Consider the following 18,699-nt stretch of genomic DNA (forward strand, 5'->3'; position numbering starts at 1 on the left):
TCGATCCACCTATCGGTCAGAGTTGAACAGCCTGTCGCGGGCGGTGCGCTATGCACCGATGAGGCGGCTTGCCATCTCATGTTCAATGTGCCGCGCGTGGCATGTCCGTCTGTTGCCGCTCAGAGGGCACGCGAAACGTGAGGCATCGCGCGTGCCGTGATGCATGCAGTCAGTCAGGCAAAGCGATCGTGCGAACGGCTATGAAATTCGGTATCCAAACGATTTGTCGCCGGCCGGACTGTCGGTCGCGGCATGCGAGTTAAGTGGCGCCCAACCTGTTTCGCGAATCACGCGCGCGAGGATCGTCTTCGCCGTCTCGTTGCCGGTGTCGATCGTGAGCGCCTCACTGGCGTGCTGGCGTGCGCAACTCCACGACTGCTGCGCAACACACGTTTGCGCAGCCTGCAACGCGGCGTCGCGGCGCGCGGTGAGCGGCTTCAATTCCGTCAACAGGCTTTGCGCGTCGGCACTGCCGGGTTGCAGCGCTTGCGCCGCGCCCAGCGCCGCTTGTGCCGCGGACAGGTCGTTCGCGCGGAAGGCGAGGCGCGCCGCTTGCAGCGCTTGCGCGGCATCGCGGAACTGCGGCGCCGGTTTGACTACAGGCGCCGCGGCTAAGGGCAGTGCGATCGGGGAGGCTGGAATCGCGGGTGCGGCCTTGACGGGATTGGCGGCATTAACAGGATTGGCAGGATTGGCAGGACTGACGGGATTGACGGGATTCATGGAATTGGCCGGCACGACAACGGGCTTACCCACTGCAGCCTGCTTCGTCGATTGAGCCGGGGCGTATGGCGCAATTGTGCCGGTCGCCGTTCTCGCATCCTGGACGTTGCCGGGGCTCTGCTCGGTGTTGCCGCTCTGCGATTCCTGGTTGTCGCTGAATAGTGCATAGGCGACGTAGGCTAGCCCGATTGCGCCAATGGCCGCGATCGCGATCAGCACCCGGCGCAGCGTGAGCACGCCGCGCCTGCTGGAATCCGGTGGATCGGCGAGCGGGGGAATGGGCGCATCCGGTGACGCGAGCATCGGCGCTTGTATTGGAAGGTCGGGAGGAACAGCTTCGCCAGTGAACGCAGCTTGCGCGGCGAACTCGCTTTCTTCCGGCTGTGGCGGATCGAAGCTATTTTTCTGCGCCGTTTTGCTCGTGGCACTCGCGCGGCTGCCGGGAATCACCACGCGCTTGTGTGGACCGGTGTCGAGCGGATGCACCGCGCCACAATACGGGCAATAGTCGACTTGCCGGTATAGAGCACCGCCACAGCGTTTGCAGGGCGTCGGAAAACTATGGCCGATTAGTGTCTGGGTGGACATACAGTGGACCCACCTGTGGAAAACAATGCCGTTACGACATGTTCGAGATCGTGTTGAGGCAGGAGCAACGTCCGCGGAAATCACGATCCACATGCACTGGAGAGCCTTGGGACGCAAGTCCTCGCTTGCGGTGCCGCTGGTGTCAATATGTGGCGTTTCGGCAAGAACGTCAATCGACGTTCGTACCTACTTTATGTGCGCTAACGCACATAAAGTAGGTACGACGAAACACTGCATATGCCGGCAGAACGAACACGCGGGTAGTTTTTTTCATTCGGCCTGGGTTGCGATGGCGCGAACGGGAGAGCGGGCGCAGGAGTCTGCGTAACGACATAGCGGCGCTGAAAACAGAACGAGGCCGAAGCGCGTGGCGTTCGACCTCGTCAGCAGGCGCTTGCAGACAACGCGGATGGAAACGCTTGCAGACAACGTTTGCAGAAAACCGCTGGGGGAAAACATGATACGAAATCAGTGCTTGCGTAGCGGATGATCTTTAAGAAGCCACGCGAGTACGAAGGCCAGCACCACCACGCAAGCGGCCGACAGATACACCGTGTGCAACGCACCGGCGAATGCCTGAAGATAATCGTCGCGCAATGCTTGAGGCAACTGGTGGATTGCCGCCGGTCCGAGCGCGTGCGGCAATTCGGTGTCGGGTGGAATCAGTTTTTCGAGGCGCCCGGCGAGACCGTTGGAAAACACCGCACCAAAACCGGCTACGCCGATCGAGCCGCCGATCGAACGGAACAGCGTCGCGCCTGAAGTGGCCACGCCCATATGCTTGAACTCGACCGTATTCTGCACGGCGAGAATCAGCACCTGCATCACCATGCCAAGGCCGAAACCGAGAATGCCCATGTCGATATACATCACATGAATGGGCGTATCGATCTGCAGGCGTGCAAGCAGCAGCATGGCGACGGCCACGAGGAACGTGCCCGCGATCGGGAACATGCGGTACTTGCCGATCTTGCTGATGACACGGCCGGTCACCATCGACATGACGAACAGGCCGCCCATCATCGGCAACATCTGCATGCCGGCTTGCGTGGGCGTGGAGCCTTTGACCACCTGCAAATACAAAGGCAGAAAAGTGACCGAGCCGAACAGCGACACGCCGATGATGAAGCCAATCAGACTGCTCAGCAAAAACGTGCGCTGTTTGAAGAGTTCGAGCGGCATGATCGGCTCGACCGCGCTGCGTTCTTCGTGAATGAAGCCCCAGATCGCCACCAGCCCCATGCCGAGTGTGAACCACAGTTGCGGCGAGGACCACGGCAGGATCGTGCCGCCCTGGCTCGTGAACAGGATGATGCAGGTGAGCGCGCCGGCGAGAAACGCGGCGCCCATGTAGTCGATGGTGTGCTTGACATGCCGCACGTGCGGTTTGAACACCGCGCCGATCACCACCAGCGAAATGATGCCGAGCGGCAGGTTGATATAGAAAATCCAGCGCCATGACAGATGCTCGACGAGAAAGCCGCCGAGCAGCGGGCCGATTACCGTGGCGAGACCGAACACGCCGCCGAACACGCCCTGAAAGCGGCCACGTTCAGCGGGCGGAATCACGTCGGCGATCGCGGCCATCGTCACCACCAGCAGGCCGCCGCCGCCGAGCCCTTGCAGCGCGCGCAGCACGATCAGCTGGGTCATGTTCTGCGCGACGCCGCACAACGCGGAGCCGACGAGGAACACGATGATCGCCGTCTGCAGCACGATCTTGCGGCCGAACAGATCGCCGAACTTACCGTACAGCGGCACGACGATGGTCGAGCTGAGCAGGTAGGCGGTCACCACCCACGACAGGTTGTTGAGCCCGCCCAGTTCGCCGACGATGGTGGGCAGCGCAGTCGAGACAATGGTCTGATCCAGTGCGGCGAGCAGCATGACCAGCAGCAGTGCCGGAAACAGCAGGCGGATTGGCGGATGGTCGGCGGCCTGCCCGGCGGGCTGAGCATTGGGCTGCACGTCGGGCTTCATCAGTTCGGTGGGTTGAGTCGTTGTCGATTGGTCCATGACACCACGGCGTTGAAATTAATTAATTTGGAGATTAATATAGGCGACATCGTATCACTCGTCAAATCGAATGCAATGGCCAGGATTCCTTCGGATGAAAAGAAAGTGAAGAGCGCGCCGCGCAACCCAGTCGCGGCGGAGGCGCGAAAGCTTTCGAAGTCGGAGTCGGTCGCGGTGGGCGATTCCGCGAATGCTGTAAAGCCCGCACCTGCATCCGCAGCCGCACCTGCACCTGCACCTGCACCCACGCGACGTCCCGGCAGGCCTTCCGGCTCGGTGCGCGGCCCGGAGCAGCGCAGCCGCCTGCTGGATGCCGCGCTCGTCCTGTTCGCCCGGCAGGGGATCGTGGATACAACGCTCGGCGAGATTGCCCGCGAGGCGGGCTTCACGCCGGCGATGATGCATTACTACTTCAAGACGCGCGATCAACTACTCGACGTGCTGATCGACGAGCGTTTCGCGCCGCTGCGCTCGGCGCTCGGCGTGCCGTTTCAGGAAAATCCCGACGACCCGGTGACGGCCATCACGCAGCTTGCGCAGCGTCTCGTCCAGGTTGCGAGCGATCACCCGTGGTTTCCATCGCTGTGGGTGCGCGAAGTGATCAGCGACGGTGGTCTGCTGCGCCAGCGCATGCATGAACGGTTCGGCGACACGCATCAGAAAGCGTCGTTGGCCGCCATTGCGCGTTGGCAGAAGGAAGGGCGCCTGAATGCGGGGCTGGAGCCGTCTTTGGTGTTCGTCTCACTGCTAGGTCTGACGATTCTGCCGCTGGCCACGTCGAAGCTGTGGCGCAACGATCCTGTGCGGCGCAATATCGGCGGCGAGGAGATCGCCCGGCATGTAGTGGCCTTGCTGGTGCAGGGCATCGGCCCCAGCCCCAGCAAAGCGAGCTGATACGTCGGCTGCAGACCGGCTGACAAACCGGCCGACTCACATACGCTTATTTTTCTGCCGCCACGTCTCGTACTCAGCCTTGGTCTTTTCGTTCGGCGGATAAGTGCCGGGCAGCGCGGCGCCCTCACGGATACGCTCGGTGAGGAACACTTCGAGTTGCTCCTGCTCGACGGCGGCCTGGGCAACTTCGGCCGCCATTTTGCGTGGAACCACCACCACGCCGTCCGCGTCGCCCACGATCACGTCGCCGGGAAACACGGCTACTCCGCCGCAGCCGATCGGCACATTGATATCCACTGCATGATGCCGGATCAGATTTGGCGGCGCGCTGGCTCCGGCACAAAACACCGGTATGCCGAGCGCGGCGATCGTCGTGCTGTCCCGCACCGGGCCGTCGGACACCATGCCGGCCACGCCGCGCACCTGTAACCGTTGTGTGAGGATCGAGCCGAATGAGGCGCTGCCACGCTCGCCGCGGCAATCCTGCACGAGCACATGACCGGCTGGAATCGTCTCGACACATTTGCGTTGTGCGTACTCGGGATCGGCGAACAGTTCGAGCACGTCAATGTCTTCGCGCGAGGGGATATTGCGCAGCGTGAATGCCGGCCCAACCAGATTCGCGCCACCGTGTGCGGCGAGTGGCGCGACACCTTGCATAAATGTATTGCGCAAGCCGCGCTTGAACAGCTGGGTGGTCAGCGTGGCAGTGCTGACATGACGGAGTGCTTCGAGCGTGGCGGAGTCGAGATCGGACATGGTGTCGGGCGGCCTCAGGTTGTTGCTGTTGTGGGGAAGATGACGCTTGAGTGACGTGCTGTATTGCCGCGGCTGCGCGTAGCCGCGGCAATACAGCACACGATGATAGCGCCCCCGTGGATCGCGCGGCAGGCTCACGCAACCATGCGGATGCAGCGACCCCGGCGACGACCCGAGCGCGGCACGCATCGTGCTACCAAAGAGGGGGTGGACACGAACGCCCAGCATGAAACACAAGCGCGCAGGGCGTCGCAAAAGATCAAGAATGTCAGGGAAGATGCCGGGCGGACAAGGCGGTGCACATGGGTTTGCACCGGCCGCCCCGGCGAATCGGGTGTCGGCATCGGTCTGCCAGAACGGTGGCGCCGAGGGCCGGGTTTTCATTGGCGTGCAATTTTGGCGCGTTACTGTGCGCGCGCGTTGCGCTTAGGCCATGTTTTACAATCGCGGGCCTGGATGCAACTCGACGCATGAAATCGAGTCGGAACCATGGACAGCAATACCGCAGCCGCGCAAATCGGCGGCAAACAGCAGGACGATACGTTGGCCGCGCCTGTCGGCCTAACCGGTTTTTTAGAGCAACAACAGAACATGAACGGAGCATTGAGACTCGATCAGGCCACGATCGTGCTCGTCGAAGACGACCGGGACAGCCGGGAATCCCTGGCATTGTTACTCGAGGCGGAAGGGGCGCATGTCGTCGCAGTGGAGGATGCGGAAGAGGGGGTCGAAGCAGCGCTGCGGCTCTTACCTGATGCCGTGGTCTGTGACCTCGATTTGCCGGCCATGGATGGCTTCTATCTGATCCAGCGGCTGCGTGATCACGAGATTCGCGGTGACCACGTACCTTCGGTGGCGGTGGCGCTCACGGGCCATACCGACGACGCCTACCGCTTGCGCAGCATCGGCGAAGGCTTCCAGCATTTCATGACCAAGCCGGCGTTGCCCGAAGACCTCGTGACGCTATTGCACGACGCGATAGACGCCCGCGGGGCCGGTTGAACGGTTTGGCGGGCAATGGCAGTGTCTTTTCCCCGCGGTCTGGGCGCCAGACTTGCGCGGCCGAAACCGACCGCGATCAGCTGACAAGGCTGATCGCCGGCGCCATTGTCATTTGGTGGCTGCTGCCAAGGTTGCGGCGCTGGCGCTCGCTGCCTCCGCTGCCTGACAGGCGGCACATAAACCCTTCAATTCGATTTCATCGCTGGCGAGGCGGTAGCCCGCGTCTTCAATTTGCGCGACGAGTGCCTGGCGCAGCTTGGGTTGATGCAGTTCGGTGACGTTGCCGCATTGCTGACAGACCACCAGAATGCCATGCTGGCATTGCGTCAGGTCATGGCAGACGGTGAACGCATTGATCGATTCGATGCGGTGCACGAGCCCCGCCGACAACAGAAAGTCCAGTGCCCGGTAAACCGTGGGCGGCGCCGAGCCGGGATGGATCTGGCGCATGTCGTCGAGCAATGAATAGGCTTTGGTGGCGCGCCCGGAATTCAGCAACAACTCGAGCACTTTGCGGCGGATCGGCGTGAGTTTTTCGCCGCGTTCACGGCAATACTCTTCCGCGAGAGTCAGTGCGGCTTCCTGCGATCCACCGTTCTCAGCGTGCATGTGCCCCGGCTCATGATGATGAGCTGAGGCAGCGGGGGCGGCTTTATCGGCGGCGGTTGTGGACTTCGCGGCGGGCTTGGCGGTCTTCATGGGTCGATTATAAAGGCCATCGTGCTTCGCTGTGCCGGCCTGCTGTCCGCTTGCCCGACTCCCGCCTGCTTCCTGCCTGACAAGCCCGAGCGCCGCGGCCAGGCAAGAAGCGGCCGGATGGCCTACGTCAGCGGGAAATCGATGTATTTCTTGAAGCCCGAGCGCGTCGCAATCCGCGAATACCAGCGTTCCAGATTCGGCAGCGACGGACGTTCAACGTCGTCCAGCCCGAACCAGCGTTTCGCGTACGCGCCGATCACGATATCGGCGAGCGTGAACTTCTCGCCTTCGAGGAAGAAGCGGCCTTGCAGATGGTTGTCCAGCAGACGCCACAGCAACGTGACCGCGCTGAAATCGGCGGCGAGCCTGACGTCGTCGCGCTCCGCGGCGGGCGTGCGCACGAGGGCCCAGAACACCGGACGCTCGGTGGGTTGCAGCGTGGTCAGCGTCCAGTCGAGCCAACGGTCGATGCTGGCGCGCAGTTTCGGCTCCGACGGATACAAAAGGCTCGATTCACCGTATTGCAGCACCAGATAGCGCAGGATCGAGTTCGATTCCCACAGCACGAAGTCGTCGTCGACCAGCGTCGGGATTTTTCCGGTCGGATTCATGGCCAGATAATCCGGCTCGTTGTTGCGGCCGAATTGCAGGCCCGCGTCGATGCGCTCGTATGGCAGCACCAGTTCGTCGCAACACCACAAGACTTTCTGTACGTTGACCGAGTTGGCGCGGCCCCAGATCGTGATCATCCGGCAAATCCTTTTCTTGACATTGACAGTTGGTAAGCCGCGCACGGCGCGCGGCGTTCAGCCAGTAACGATACACGATGCGCATGGCTTGCGCGCCGCCGGTGTGCAACCGGCCGCGCGGGGTGGGCCGACGCATGGTTCAAGCGGCTTCCGATTCGCGCCCCCGAATAGCGGCCAACGCCGGCCAAAGCACCGGCCAAAGCATGCCGGCAACGCGCGGGCGTTGCGTACAATGGGCTCACCCGAATCCGACGAGGCACCGCATGGCCCGCATTGTTCCCGACGACTGGAAGAGCCTCGCCGCCACCGGCGCGGCGGCACGCGAACGCGAAACTCTCGCGCTGCTGGAAGAGGCGCTTCCCGATGGCTACACCGTCTATCACGGCGTGCACTGGACCCGCCTGAATCAGAACTTTTCGGTGTTCGGCGAGGCCGACTTCGTGATCGTCAGCCCGGCCGGGCGCGTGATGATCGTCGAACAGAAAACCGGCTTCCTGCGCGAAACGCCGAAGGGACTCGTCAAGGTCTATCTTCAGACGGAACGCAATGTGGCGATCGCGCTCGCGCATACCGTCGAAACGCTGCATCGGCGTTTCACCGCGGCGTTCGGCGCGGGCACGTATTTCATTGAAGAACTGCTGTATTGCCCGGACCACATCGTCAAGGACGCGGCGATTGCCGGCGTCGATCCGGCGCGGATCGTCGACGCGACGCGCAAGGGCCGGCTTGCCGCGATCATCCGCGAAGCCTTGCCGGCCGACGAACCGCGCCTTGCCTGCGCACCGAAAATTCACCACTTTCTCGCCGACGAACTCGCGCTCACGCCCGACGCCAGCGCGCTGGTGGGTCAGGCCGGCACGCTGGTCACGCGGCTGGCCGGCGGCCTCGCGAGCTGGGCGCGGCGGCTCGAGTTTTCGCCGTTCCGGCTGCGCGTGATCGGCACGGCCGGCTCCGGCAAGACGCAACTGGCGGTGCAGGTGATGAAAGACGCGGTGGCGCGCGGGCAACGGCCCTTGTACGTGTGTTTCAACCGGCCGCTCGCGGATCACATCGCGCGGGTCGCGCCGCCCGAGGCGAAGGTGGCGAACTATCACCAGCTCTGTGACTGGATCGCGCGCGACGCCGGCCGCGAGCCGGATTTCCAGTCCGGCGACGTCTTCGATCAGCTTGAAACGATTTTTGCGCAAACGCCGATCGATGCGCGCTGGCAATTCGACGTGCTGATCGTCGACGAAGGGCAGGATTTCCAGCAGCCGTGGGTGGCCGCCCTCGAGCGCCTGTTGCGGCCGGGCGCCGCATGGTGGTGGCTCGAAGACCCATTGCAGAATCTGTATATGCGTGAGCCGGTCGAATTGCCCGGCTGGACCACGCTGAAAGAGACCACCAACTATCGCAGCCCGCGCGACATTCTCGACTATGTACGCGACGTGGTCGGCGCTGCGGTGCCGGTCGCGGCGGGTCTTGCGTCGGGCAGTCCGTTTGACGGCTCCGATATTTCGCTCTCCGTCTATGACGAAACGAATGCCGCCGAGGGCAGCATCGAGGCGACCAAGCGGGCGATCACGCAGGCGTTGTCGCTCGGCTTTCGCAAACAGGATATTGCGGTGCTGTCGTTTCGCGGCCGCGAAGGTTCGGCGATGACGGCTCAGGATCATCTCGGCCCGCATCGCTTGCGCAGTTTTACGGGCAAGTACGATCTGTTCGGCAACCCGGAGTATCGCGAAGGCGACGTGCTGTTCGAGTCGATCTATCGCTTCAAGGGGCAGGCGGCGCCGTGCGTGATTCTCACCGAAGTCGACTTCGATACCTTCGACGAGCGTATCGCGCGCAAGCTGTTCGTCGGCGCCACGCGGGCGACCATGAAGCTGATCATCGTCGCTTCACAGCGGGCCGCGGAGCATTTGCATCTGCGCGACGGGAAAGAGCTCAGGGAAACCAGAGAGTTCAAAGAGGCGTAAGAAGCGTGGCCCTCACGTCCACGCCCGCGCGCCCACCAGCATCCCCGTTTGCGTGAGCGCGTCCCACCAGATCACGCGCAGCAGTGGCGCCTGCTGCGCGATCAGCAGCGCCTGCACCGGATCGCTCTCGACAAAATGCGTGACGCCGCCGCGCAACGCCGCAGCGGCCTTGTGAGCGGCGGCGCCGGCGGGACTTTCATCGTGCGTGCCGGGCGTGCGCATCACGAGGCGCATATGACCGAAGCCGTGCCGTGCGAGCCACGCTTCAGTGCGCGGGCGATCCAGTTCCGGCCGGCCGGTGATGATCGTGCGAACCCGTTGCATATCGATGCCGGGCAGCATCTCGAACGGCAGCAGCGCATCGCGTTCGGCGAGCGCCGCGGCCAGATCCTCGTCGTAGCGCGCGAGCGGCACGTCGGGTAGCAGAATGCCGTCGAGGTCGATCGCGTAGGTGGCGTATTCGTGGTCGTCGGCCATCGTGGGCGCCGCGCCCGACTCGACGCGCTGCCAGTCTTCACGATAGCGCTCGGTATAAGCCTGGCGCTCCCACGGAAACAGCGCGAAGTAACCCCGGGCGTCGATCGCGTAATCGGGTTGCATGCGGCTCAGATCGTCGACCGCGGCGGTCAGCGTCCTGACGTCGAGGCCATGCTGCTGAAGGAACGCGATGCAATCGGTCAGCGTAAAGCCGCGCCCCGCGATGTCTTCGCACAGCAGCACCTTCGAGCCCGCGGGCGGAATCGGCAGCGTCGAATCCCAGGCGGCGGTGCGCGTCTGACGGTCATAGCGCAGGAAGGCGACCGGCGTGCCGGCCGCATGCGAGACCATCAGCGCAAGCGGCGCGCCGCCACGCAGAATGCCGATCGCCAGCGTGAACCGCTCCGCCAGCAACGCGGGTTGCTGCGATTCGATCCAGCGATCGAGTTGTTCGTAAGTCAGGGGTAAAACCGGCTTGTTCATGACTCTGATGGCGTCGCGTTGCGCACGTGGAACAGCTGTCGGCTGGACGGAGAGCCGCACGCGGCGCAGCGTAGCGGCAGGCTCCCGTTTTTGAGGCAAAGAAATTTGGCGATATTATGCATGCGGTTCAAAGATCGCGCGTCGCAGTGACGCGCGTCACTGGAGCGGACGTTCCGTCAAGAACGACGCGGTAGCCGGAAACGGACTTGGCAGATTCGCCGGCAGGGCTGGATCTGCAGATGGGTCGACGCGACGGAGCCGCCCGCAAAAATAACAAACGATGGAAAAAACCAGGCAGATGAGCAAGGTGAGCACAGCGGTGGATGGCTGGACCGGCGGGAAGGCCACATGGTGGGGACTGGGGCTGATCCTCGCGCTCGCCGCGTGGAGCATGCAGGCCCAGGCGCAGGCAGACTCGTTGCCCTTATCGCTCGATGTGACGGGCAAAATCAGCAAGACCAACGACGCGGCGCACCGGTCATATCACTTCACCGAGGCACAACTGCTCGCGCTGCCGGTCCATTCGATTACGACCGCCACCACCTGGACCCCGCGTTCCACCTTCACAGGACCGCTGCTCGCGGATATCCTGAAGACAGTCGGCGCATCCGGCAGCGCAGTCGAGATCCATACGCTCGACGACTATACGTACACCATTCCGGTGTCGGACTGCGATCGCTACGGCGTGGTCGTTGCGTACAGCATGAACGGCCGGCGCCTGAAGATCAGCGACTTCGGGCCGCTGTTTCTTATCTATCCGCGCGACGCGTTCCCCGATGAACTCACGGGCGCGTTGGGCGATTCGAAATTCGTATGGCAGATCAAGGCACTCATCGTCAAATAACGCGCCGCCCCTGGCGTCGTGTTCTCTATGTGCTGATCTGGCTGACCGCGCTCGCGGCGCCGGCCGGCGCAATCGGCTATCTGTTGTACGCGAACCTGCTCAACCCGCGCGCCACCGAACAACTGACCGGTTCATACGACGGTTTCTATTGGGACGCCGCGCAGCTGCAGATCGCCTACGCGCGTTTCGAGAATCAGCTGCTGCTGTATCAGTCCGGCGTGGACGACGACTATCAGCGGCTCATGCTGCGCTACCAGTTGCTGCAATCGAAGCTGCATGTGATGGCCGGTTCGACACGCCGCTTGACCACGCAGATCGCTTTGCTGCAACGGCAGCTGGACGAAATCCAGGCGCTCGATCATCTGCTGGACGAAATTCAGCCCGAGGTCGACGCCTTGCCGAAGAACCGCAGCCGCGCCAATCGGATCGTCGCGGAGTTGCGTCAACATTGGAACGAGGTCAACGATCTCGCGTTGACCCGCCGTTTCGCCGACGTGGCCGACCGTGAGGCGATGAGCCGCGATTTCATCGACAAGCGCCGCATGCTGTTCGCGGGCGGCCTGTTGCTGCTGTTACTGTCGGCGGCCGCGACCACGCTGCTGGTGTTCAACGGCCGGCGCCGCACGCGCCTGATGCATCAGCAGCACGCGGCGCTCGAAGCCGAACACCAGGCGAGCCGCGCGGCGCGCGAGGCGAGCCTCGCGAAGGACGCGTTCCTCGGCATGATCAGCCACGAATTGCGCACGCCGTTGCACGCGATCGTGTCGTCGATCGAATTGCTGGGCTTCAACTATCACTCCGAGGCGGACCGCAAGGTGATCCAGCGGCTCGAAACCGCCGGGCGGCATCTGGAAGCCCAGATGAAAGACCTGACCGACTACGCGCGGCTCGGGGCCGGCAAGCTCGAGTTGCGGCACGAGCATTTCGAGGCGCGCGAACTGCTGGCGTCGATCGTCGACGAACATGCAATGTCAGCCGAGGCGCGCGGGCTTACGCTGGAAAGCGAGGCAAGCGGCGTGAGCGGGCTCGTCGATTCCGATCCACACCGGATTCGCCAGATCATCAACAACCTGGTCACCAACGCGATCCGTTATACCGAAGCCGGCACGGTGCGCGTACAACTCAGGCAGCGGCCGGCGCTGTTGATCTTCGTTGTCAGCGATACGGGGCCGGGCGTGCCGCATGCGCAGATTCCGCTGATCTTTCAGGAGTTCACGCAACTGGACGCGTCACGTACGCGCCGCTTCGAGGGCGCGGGGATGGGGCTCACGATCGTGCAGGGACTGGTCCGGCTGTTCGGTGGCACCGTCGAGGTGGCGAGCACGGTGGGCGAGGGCACCACCTTTACGGTGACGATCCCGGTCACGCCGGTCGCGGCAACCGAGCCGCCCGGCGTGGCGGCCCATGCCGAACCGGGCGGCGCGCGCCCGTGCGTGCTGATCGTCGACGACAACCGCCTGGTTCGCGAGTCGCTCGGTGAAATGATCGCGCACATGGATTTCGACGCGCATGCTGTCTCGAGCGCCGACGAAGCGCTCGCGTGGCTCGACGCGCATCGCTGTGACGTGGTGTTGCTCGATCTGCATATGCCGGATCGCGACGGTTATACGTTCCTCGCGGATTTCGCGGCACGTGGGGGACCGTCGTCGGGTGTGCCGGTGATCGTGGTGAGCGCGTACGCGCCGCAGGCGCATAGCGCGGGCCGTGCGGATGGGGGCGCGGCTGAAGCCGGCTTGCAGCCGTTTTTTGAAACCTTGTTAAAGCCAGTCCATTACGAGGAACTGCGCAGCGCGTTGCAGCGTGCTTTGGCTGTGCGGCACACGGCGTGATGCAAGGCGTGATGCGGCGTGTGATGAAGCGTGACGCGACGACCGGGGGCCGCGGATGGAGGAGGGCTCAACCTGAGCACACACCTTCAGACGCTTGCCTCGCCTCAGGGCCGGTTGAGGCGCTTGGACAGATCGGCGACCAGAATCGCCATGCGCGCGGGCTTTTCATAGCACGCGACGTCGTAATTGCGGATCACCTGGCTGATCTCCGATTCGCTGGCCTTGCCCGTCAGCAGTTCGCCGGTCAGCACGAAAATCGGCGCGTCCGGATTCTCCGATGCCCGCACGGCGCCGATCGCCGCCGCCGAGGTTTGCGAGCCGAACAGCCAGTCGATCACGATGCCGTCGAAGACCTGGGTTTGCAGTTGTTCGGCGAACGCCGCGAGGCCGTAGATCGCCACAGCCGCGAAACCGCTGCGTTCGAGATAGTCGCGCAGGTTGTCGGCCGACGCCTGGTCGTCGTCGACCACGGCAATGGTCGGCTTGTCGGTTTCAGCGCGGCGCGGATAGATCTCGATCTTGTGGACCTCGTACGCGCTTTGGTAAAGCGTGCCGTCGTGACGCGCCACGCGCCACTGGCCGAGCTTCGAGTACGCGACGAATTCCGGGCGGCTGCCCGGTTCGAGCGCGGCGCCGACCCATGCCGTGCAGGCCAGCTCGATCGCGCCGATGCTGAACACCGCTTCCTGGGCGATCGCGCCGACCATGCCCGGATCGAGCGACTGCGCGCCGAATAGCTGAGCGGCAGGTTCGCCGAACACCTCGGCCACCTTCTTGATCTGCGAGAGGGTCCACGGGCTGTTGCCGCGCAACTTGCGGTGTCCCTGCGAAAAACTCAGATCGAGGATGCGGCACAGCTCCGTGGTTTGCTGGCGTTTGCCGATGCCATGCCGGCTCATCAACTCGCGCACGCGCTCGGCCACTGCGATGGAGTCAGGTGAGTGTGTTTCGTTAGTCATACTGCGTGAAGATCCGCCTTCTTGAAGGGTGGCTGTGGAGAGTGCGATACCGCACGCGCGGTCCGGCCATGCCCATTGAATGGGCGTTGACGCGGCGACGCAGGGGACAGCAAATGTACCGTAAAAAGTATCGCGATTTGTGTTTTTGTATGACCGTGATCGGGTCTTTCAGTGCGCGGCGCGAGCGGACGGACTCGGCGATTTTTATGCATTTGGCATGAATTGCATTTTACCGATGAAACCGTACCGCATCGGCAGAGAATTATTCAGCGTCTCATGCTGCCTTATGTGGCTGCCTGCCTTATGCGGCTGACTACCTTATGTGGCTGACTACCTTATGTGGCTGACATCTTGTCGAGCCTGGCCGCCGAGCTTTTCAGACCTTTGAAGATCCGCTCGGCGACCTTGCCCGGAAACCGCTCGGGCAATTCGGACGAGACCCGCGCGATGACCTCGGGCGTCTGGTCGATCAGCCGCTGGATCAACGGCTCGGCGTTCGCGCCGTACGAGCACCTCAGCGCCATGGTGTTGAAGTGGCGCCGCTGCACGTCGCGAAAGGCGTCGTGTTTGCTGCGCGACCACATTGCCATGGCGAGCCTCGCCTTGTACCACGACCACTGGTTCGGCCCACTGCCTTCCACCGGCCAGATCGACATCACGTCGTAAAGCGGCGTTAGGCGGTACTGGCCGCCCGCCAGCAGGCGAATGCTGAAATTCTTGGCGTGGCCGTCCGGCGCGGCCAGCATCCAGAACAGGATCTGGCTTGCCAGCAGCGTTTCGATGTCCTGTTGCGCCGAGACCGATTGCTGAAGAATCCGCGCGAGGTCCAGCACGCCCGGACCGCCTTCGTTTTCATACTTGCGATGCGACGGCACGCCGTACACCTGGCAGAAGTCTTCCTGCGGCAGGCGCAGCAGCCAGTGCCCGCTCGAATGCAATTGCCGGTCGAAGCGCTCGACGCTTAGCACCCGCTGCTTGCCGAACGTCAGGATCTCGGTGTTAGCCACCGGCAGGCCATAGGCGCGCAGGATGCGCAGACACAGCCATTCGTTTTCGACCGAGGTGCTGAGGTCGGCGAGCTTGTTGCCGACGAGCCCCAGCGGCAACTTGAAAATATGCGTGGTGGGCGTGGCGCCATGCGGACGTTGCCACTTGCCGTCATGCCACAGCAGGGCGGTTTTCTCCTGCGCGCCGGCGAGCGAGATGCGGAAATCGTCCGCTTCATCGGATGCGCCGGCGGCGGGGTTGCTGACGGTGCGCGCCAGCATGGTTTCGATCTCGCTGTCGGAGAGCGGCGTACCTTCGATCCGTTCGACACCGGCCGGCGCGTCGTCGACGGCCAGCAATTGAACGGCGCCCACGCAATCGCGGCCGATGGCTTGCAGCAGGTCGAACGCGTCGAGGGTGTCGGTCTGGTAGCGCTGGGCGATGCGCTTTCTGATCGCCTCGCTGTCGGGTAGCAGGTTGTCGAAGTAGTTGAGCACCCGCGGTCCTTTGTGCGCCGCGTTGCTCGGCGCGAACGGCAGCGAGAGCGAAAGTGGCCGGCCCGCGGAGGAGACGACCCAGGCGGGGTCGTAGGCGAACTCCATGGGGCCGCGGGTGGGAAGGCGCCAGACGCCGACACGCTCGCCGTTGGCCCACACCGAAAGCGCCCGCGAATGCGTTTGGCGGCCCATGCTTACCACTCGATCAGAGGCGCCGGCTCAGGCACCGGCTGGTTTTTGTCGCGAACCTGCAGTTGCAGGCCGTAGGCGCCGCATAGCGCCAGCAGTTGTGTGAGGGTGAGGGCGGTGGCGTCGGTTTCCAGCGCCGAGATACGGCTCTGGCTGATGCCGATGCGCGCGGCGGCTTCGGCCTGGGTAAGGCCGGCCTGGCGCCGGCCGGCGGCGAGCAGCTGGGCCATCTGGTCTGGCGTGGCGACGAGGTGGATCATGACAGATTATCCGCGAGACGAATAAATGCACTTTATGCGTCTCGCAGGTATTTGTCAAATATTCGTGTGACGCATATTCGACAAATATCTGTCTGGCGAATAAAATACAAATATTCGTTTGGCAAATAATTTGCGCTTTCCTGTTTCCTGTCTGCCACGGCAAACGGCAAACGGCAAACGCCAAACGGCAAACGGCAAACGGCAAACGGCAAACGGCAAACGGCAAACGGCAAACGGCAAACGGCAAAACAGGCGCATTACGCCATTGCGGACGACCGGGCTGCCTGCGAAGATTACGCCCACACTTAAAACCCGCCAGCCCGATGACCACGACTTACCCGCTGCACGCGAGCTTCACTCTTGCCGACCAACCGTTCCCAAAACACGCCGACGTGGTGATCGCCGGCGCGGGCATCATGGGCTGCGCGGCCGCCTACTATCTCGCGCGGCGCGGCCTCTCGGTGGCGGTGCTCGATAAGTCGCGCATTGCCGGGCAGCAGTCGTCGCGGGCGTGGGGCTTCGTGCGCCAGCAGGGCCGTGAAGCCGCCGAAGTGCCGCTGATGATGGCCGGCATCCGCTTGTGGAAAGCACTCGAAAGCGAGCTGAATTTCGATCTCGAATGGCGTCAGGGCGGTTGCCTCTATGTGGCGACCGCCGAACCGGACTGGACCTCGTTCCAGCAATGGATGGACGTGGCGCGCCAACACGGGCTCGATACGCGCACGCTCGATCGCAAGCAGATCGACACGATCGTCACCGGCATGCAAGGCTCGGTCCTTGGCGGCCTCTACACCCCGAGCGACGGCCAGGCCGAACCACGCCGCGCCGCCGCCGCTTTCGCGGCGCGGGCAGCCGAAACCGGCGCGCTGTTTTTCGAAGGCTGCGGCGTGATCGGTGTCGAACGCGCAGGCGGCGCGATTGCCGGCGTGGTGAGCGAGCGCGGCACGATCCGGACGTCGCGCTTCATCTGCGCGGCCGGCGCCAGCAGCTGGCGTCTGCTCAAAACGCTCGGGCTCGAACTGCCGCAGCAAGCGGTGCGCGGCACCTGCATGCGCACCAATCCGCTGCCGCGCGTCACCGCGTCCACCTTCTGGGGCCACGGCCTCGGCGTGCGGCAACGCGCGAATGGCGCGATCAATCTCGCTGACGACATGCAAGTCGACGTCGATATGACGCTCGGCCATTTCCGCGCGCTCAAGTGGTTCCTGCCCGAACTGTGGAGCCAGCGCGAGAAGTTCAGTTTCCATCTGAACGGCGCGTGTCTGAACGATCTGCGGGAGCGCCTGCCAGGCGGGGTGCCAGAGAACGAACGCGTACTGCATCCGCGCGATCCGCATCCACAGCCGAACGTGAGCCATGCACCGCGCGCTTTGAAAAAACTGCGCACGCTATTTCCCGCGTTGAAGAACGCCCAGGTGGTGGAGTCGTGGGCCGGTCTGATCGACGTATTGCCCGACGGTATTCCGGTGATCGACGCGCCACCGCAAGTCAGCGGCCTGACCATTGCCACCGGTTTTTGCGGACACGGTTTCGCGATGGGACCGATCGTCGGCAAACTGCTCGCCGAGATGAACGACGGCGGCAAAGCTTCGCTCGATCTGTCGGCGTTCCGCTTGCAGCGTTTCTTCGACGGGACGATGCAACGTCCGCGCAGCATGCTGTGAAAACCCATGCGGTAAAAACCTCTTCCACCCACTCCGCTCGACTCATGAACCCACCGACGCTACGCCACACCGACGTGCCGTACTACACGCAATGGGGCAGCCCCGAATGGGTGCGCCACATCGTCGAACAACAGGGCGACCCGTGCGACGACCCAGCCTGGCAACGCAGCGGTTTCGCCGACCCGGAGCGTTACCGCTTCTGGGGCAAACGCCTGTGCGGTCTGACCTGCCTCGAATCCGCGCTCGACTACTGGCGCATCGAACATGCGCCGCGCGCCGCGCTGCTGGATGAAGCATTGCGGCACGGCGTGTACCGGTTGCGCGACGACGGTGGCGTCGACGGCTTGATCTATCGGCCGTTCGCGGATTGGATCGGCAGCGCATTCGGCATTCAGGTCGAGGTACTGCCTCAGGCGGCGCTCGAAGAGATCGCCATGCGCATCGACGGCGACACGCTGGTGATCGTCTCCGTGAGCCCCGAGATCCGCTATCCGGAGCGGCCGAACCAGCGCCAGGGTGGGCATCTGATCCTGCTGCACGGCCGCGATCGCGAGGGCGTATGGTTTCATAACCCGTCGGGTATCGCGCCTCACCAGGCGGATGTGTATTTGCCGCTCGCAACCATGGCGCGTTTCTACGCAGGGCGTGGCATGACGCTTACCCGCATCGCGCGCTAGCCGCGGCGGTCGGCACGCCGGATGGCGAGCGCAATGATCGGGCCCGTTTTCTGCTGAACAGGATGTCACCGACCTTTGCGATAGCGGACCCCGTCATGAATCGAATCCACGTCCTTGCCTCCAGCCTTGTCGTCAGCGTTGCAGCGCTGAGCGCAGCGACCGCGGCGAACGCGGCCTCCGAAGATGATCAGGCCAAGGCCTGTCGCGGCGACGCCATGCATTTCTGCTCCGCTGAGATTCCGAACAAGGAAAAAATCACCGCCTGCATGAAGCAGCACGTCGACGAACTCAGCCCGCCGTGCCGCGCGATGTTCAAGGGCGGCAAGAAAGGCGACGCCAAAGCCCAACCCGCTCCGCAGTGAAGGCGGCGGCGCGGCCGCCTGCTCCCGATCCGGCCCCACGGCGCACGAGGCGTCGTAGAATCGCTTGTTCTCGATTCCTGGAG

General features: G+C 63.5%; 17 protein-coding genes. 8 read left to right on the forward strand and 9 right to left on the reverse strand.

The features are described from left to right. Positions 1–198: 198 nt before the first annotated feature. A complete protein-coding gene (locus PQR53_RS19635; RefSeq protein ID WP_408457208.1) occupies positions 199–1,311 on the reverse strand; it encodes a hypothetical protein in 1,113 nt (370 codons plus the stop codon). Between the two features lie 468 nt (positions 1,312–1,779). Beyond that, the gene (locus tag PQR53_RS19640; RefSeq protein WP_408457211.1) at positions 1,780–3,291 is read right to left on the reverse strand and encodes an MDR family MFS transporter; all 1,512 of its coding nucleotides are present in this window, start codon (positions 3,289–3,291) and stop codon (positions 1,780–1,782) included. A 111-nt stretch (positions 3,292–3,402) separates the two neighbouring features. Here PQR53_RS19640 and PQR53_RS19645 point away from each other — a divergent pair, with 111 nt between their 5' ends. Further along, on the forward strand, positions 3,403–4,221 hold the full coding sequence (locus tag PQR53_RS19645) for a TetR/AcrR family transcriptional regulator (RefSeq protein ID WP_408457516.1): 819 nt from the start codon (positions 3,403–3,405) through the stop codon (positions 4,219–4,221). A gap of 36 nt (positions 4,222–4,257) precedes the next feature. Here the strand turns inward: PQR53_RS19645 and PQR53_RS19650 are convergent, their stop codons facing one another. Beyond that, entirely contained in the window at positions 4,258–4,980 is a 723-nt protein-coding gene (locus PQR53_RS19650) for a ribonuclease activity regulator RraA (protein WP_408457519.1), read from the reverse strand. Between the two features lie 489 nt (positions 4,981–5,469). On the opposite strand from PQR53_RS19650, the gene PQR53_RS19655 reads away from it, so the two are divergent. Further along, on the forward strand, positions 5,470–5,982 hold the full coding sequence (locus tag PQR53_RS19655; protein WP_408457213.1) for a response regulator: 513 nt from the start codon (positions 5,470–5,472) through the stop codon (positions 5,980–5,982). Positions 5,983–6,090: 108 nt separating this feature from the next. On the opposite strand, the gene PQR53_RS19660 is transcribed toward PQR53_RS19655, so the two are convergent. Both PQR53_RS19660 and PQR53_RS19665 read right to left on the reverse strand, forming a co-directional pair. Then, positions 6,091–6,681, reverse strand: a complete 591-nt coding sequence (locus PQR53_RS19660) for a Fur family transcriptional regulator (RefSeq protein WP_408457216.1) — start codon at positions 6,679–6,681, stop codon at positions 6,091–6,093. A gap of 122 nt (positions 6,682–6,803) precedes the next feature. Beyond that, the gene (locus PQR53_RS19665) at positions 6,804–7,430 is read right to left on the reverse strand and encodes a glutathione S-transferase family protein (protein ID WP_408457219.1); all 627 of its coding nucleotides are present in this window, start codon (positions 7,428–7,430) and stop codon (positions 6,804–6,806) included. Between the two features lie 263 nt (positions 7,431–7,693). Here PQR53_RS19665 and PQR53_RS19670 point away from each other — a divergent pair, with 263 nt between their 5' ends. Beyond that, the gene (locus PQR53_RS19670) at positions 7,694–9,388 is read left to right on the forward strand and encodes an ATP-binding domain-containing protein (protein ID WP_408457222.1); all 1,695 of its coding nucleotides are present in this window, start codon (positions 7,694–7,696) and stop codon (positions 9,386–9,388) included. A 12-nt stretch (positions 9,389–9,400) separates the two neighbouring features. Here the strand turns inward: PQR53_RS19670 and PQR53_RS19675 are convergent, their stop codons facing one another. Then, on the reverse strand, positions 9,401–10,348 hold the full coding sequence (locus tag PQR53_RS19675) for a phosphoribosyltransferase (protein ID WP_408457225.1): 948 nt from the start codon (positions 10,346–10,348) through the stop codon (positions 9,401–9,403). Positions 10,349–10,646: 298 nt separating this feature from the next. Here PQR53_RS19675 and PQR53_RS19680 point away from each other — a divergent pair, with 298 nt between their 5' ends. Both PQR53_RS19680 and PQR53_RS19685 read left to right on the forward strand, forming a co-directional pair. Continuing rightward, a complete protein-coding gene (locus tag PQR53_RS19680) occupies positions 10,647–11,192 on the forward strand; it encodes a putative pterin-binding protein (protein ID WP_408457228.1) in 546 nt (181 codons plus the stop codon). Then, the gene (locus PQR53_RS19685; RefSeq protein ID WP_408457231.1) at positions 11,162–13,021 is read left to right on the forward strand and encodes an ATP-binding response regulator; all 1,860 of its coding nucleotides are present in this window, start codon (positions 11,162–11,164) and stop codon (positions 13,019–13,021) included. Before PQR53_RS19680 ends, PQR53_RS19685 begins: the two co-directional genes overlap by 31 nt. A 104-nt stretch (positions 13,022–13,125) precedes the next feature. Here the strand turns inward: PQR53_RS19685 and PQR53_RS19690 are convergent, their stop codons facing one another. From PQR53_RS19690 to PQR53_RS19700, 3 genes are all read right to left on the reverse strand, one after another. Continuing rightward, complete coding sequence (locus tag PQR53_RS19690; RefSeq protein WP_408457234.1) at positions 13,126–13,980, reverse strand: helix-turn-helix domain-containing protein; 855 nt, start codon at positions 13,978–13,980, stop codon at positions 13,126–13,128. A gap of 335 nt (positions 13,981–14,315) precedes the next feature. Next, complete coding sequence (locus PQR53_RS19695) at positions 14,316–15,656, reverse strand: type II toxin-antitoxin system HipA family toxin (protein WP_408457236.1); 1,341 nt, start codon at positions 15,654–15,656, stop codon at positions 14,316–14,318. 2 nt (positions 15,657–15,658) lie between these two features. Continuing rightward, a complete protein-coding gene (locus PQR53_RS19700; RefSeq protein ID WP_323045700.1) occupies positions 15,659–15,913 on the reverse strand; it encodes a helix-turn-helix domain-containing protein in 255 nt (84 codons plus the stop codon). A gap of 323 nt (positions 15,914–16,236) precedes the next feature. Here PQR53_RS19700 and PQR53_RS19705 point away from each other — a divergent pair, with 323 nt between their 5' ends. The 3 genes from PQR53_RS19705 (at position 16,237) to PQR53_RS19715 (ending at position 18,616) form a co-directional block, all read left to right on the forward strand. Next, entirely contained in the window at positions 16,237–17,577 is a 1,341-nt protein-coding gene (locus tag PQR53_RS19705) for an NAD(P)/FAD-dependent oxidoreductase (RefSeq protein ID WP_408457238.1), read from the forward strand. A 44-nt stretch (positions 17,578–17,621) separates the two neighbouring features. Further along, on the forward strand, positions 17,622–18,254 hold the full coding sequence (locus PQR53_RS19710) for a cysteine peptidase family C39 domain-containing protein (RefSeq protein ID WP_408457241.1): 633 nt from the start codon (positions 17,622–17,624) through the stop codon (positions 18,252–18,254). 95 nt (positions 18,255–18,349) lie between these two features. Then, the gene (locus PQR53_RS19715) at positions 18,350–18,616 is read left to right on the forward strand and encodes a hypothetical protein (protein ID WP_408457244.1); all 267 of its coding nucleotides are present in this window, start codon (positions 18,350–18,352) and stop codon (positions 18,614–18,616) included. Positions 18,617–18,699 lie beyond the last annotated feature (83 nt).

Origin of the sequence: Paraburkholderia fungorum (assembly GCF_046027605.1) — a bacterium.
Lineage (GTDB): Bacteria > Pseudomonadota > Gammaproteobacteria > Burkholderiales > Burkholderiaceae > Paraburkholderia > Paraburkholderia fungorum_F.

Excerpts from the sequence above, each read along its gene's own strand:
- PQR53_RS19635 (WP_408457208.1), bottom strand. The coding sequence starts at position 1,311 with ATGTCCACCCAGACACTAATCGGCCATAGTTTTCCGACGCCCTGCAAA.
- PQR53_RS19640 (WP_408457211.1), bottom strand. The coding sequence starts at position 3,291 with ATGAAGCCCGACGTGCAGCCCAATGCTCAGCCCGCCGGGCAGGCCGCC.
- PQR53_RS19645 (WP_408457516.1), top strand. The coding sequence starts at position 3,403 with ATGGCCAGGATTCCTTCGGATGAAAAGAAAGTGAAGAGCGCGCCGCGC.
- PQR53_RS19650 (WP_408457519.1), bottom strand. The coding sequence starts at position 4,980 with ATGTCCGATCTCGACTCCGCCACGCTCGAAGCACTCCGTCATGTCAGC.
- PQR53_RS19655 (WP_408457213.1), top strand. The coding sequence starts at position 5,470 with ATGGACAGCAATACCGCAGCCGCGCAAATCGGCGGCAAACAGCAGGAC.
- PQR53_RS19660 (WP_408457216.1), bottom strand. The coding sequence starts at position 6,681 with ATGAAGACCGCCAAGCCCGCCGCGAAGTCCACAACCGCCGCCGATAAA.
- PQR53_RS19665 (WP_408457219.1), bottom strand. The coding sequence starts at position 7,430 with ATGATCACGATCTGGGGCCGCGCCAACTCGGTCAACGTACAGAAAGTC.
- PQR53_RS19670 (WP_408457222.1), top strand. The coding sequence starts at position 7,694 with ATGGCCCGCATTGTTCCCGACGACTGGAAGAGCCTCGCCGCCACCGGC.
- PQR53_RS19675 (WP_408457225.1), bottom strand. The coding sequence starts at position 10,348 with ATGAACAAGCCGGTTTTACCCCTGACTTACGAACAACTCGATCGCTGG.
- PQR53_RS19680 (WP_408457228.1), top strand. The coding sequence starts at position 10,647 with ATGAGCAAGGTGAGCACAGCGGTGGATGGCTGGACCGGCGGGAAGGCC.
- PQR53_RS19685 (WP_408457231.1), top strand. The coding sequence starts at position 11,162 with ATGGCAGATCAAGGCACTCATCGTCAAATAACGCGCCGCCCCTGGCGT.
- PQR53_RS19690 (WP_408457234.1), bottom strand. The coding sequence starts at position 13,980 with ATGACTAACGAAACACACTCACCTGACTCCATCGCAGTGGCCGAGCGC.
- PQR53_RS19695 (WP_408457236.1), bottom strand. The coding sequence starts at position 15,656 with ATGGGCCGCCAAACGCATTCGCGGGCGCTTTCGGTGTGGGCCAACGGC.
- PQR53_RS19700 (WP_323045700.1), bottom strand. The coding sequence starts at position 15,913 with ATGATCCACCTCGTCGCCACGCCAGACCAGATGGCCCAGCTGCTCGCC.
- PQR53_RS19705 (WP_408457238.1), top strand. The coding sequence starts at position 16,237 with ATGACCACGACTTACCCGCTGCACGCGAGCTTCACTCTTGCCGACCAA.
- PQR53_RS19710 (WP_408457241.1), top strand. The coding sequence starts at position 17,622 with ATGAACCCACCGACGCTACGCCACACCGACGTGCCGTACTACACGCAA.
- PQR53_RS19715 (WP_408457244.1), top strand. The coding sequence starts at position 18,350 with ATGAATCGAATCCACGTCCTTGCCTCCAGCCTTGTCGTCAGCGTTGCA.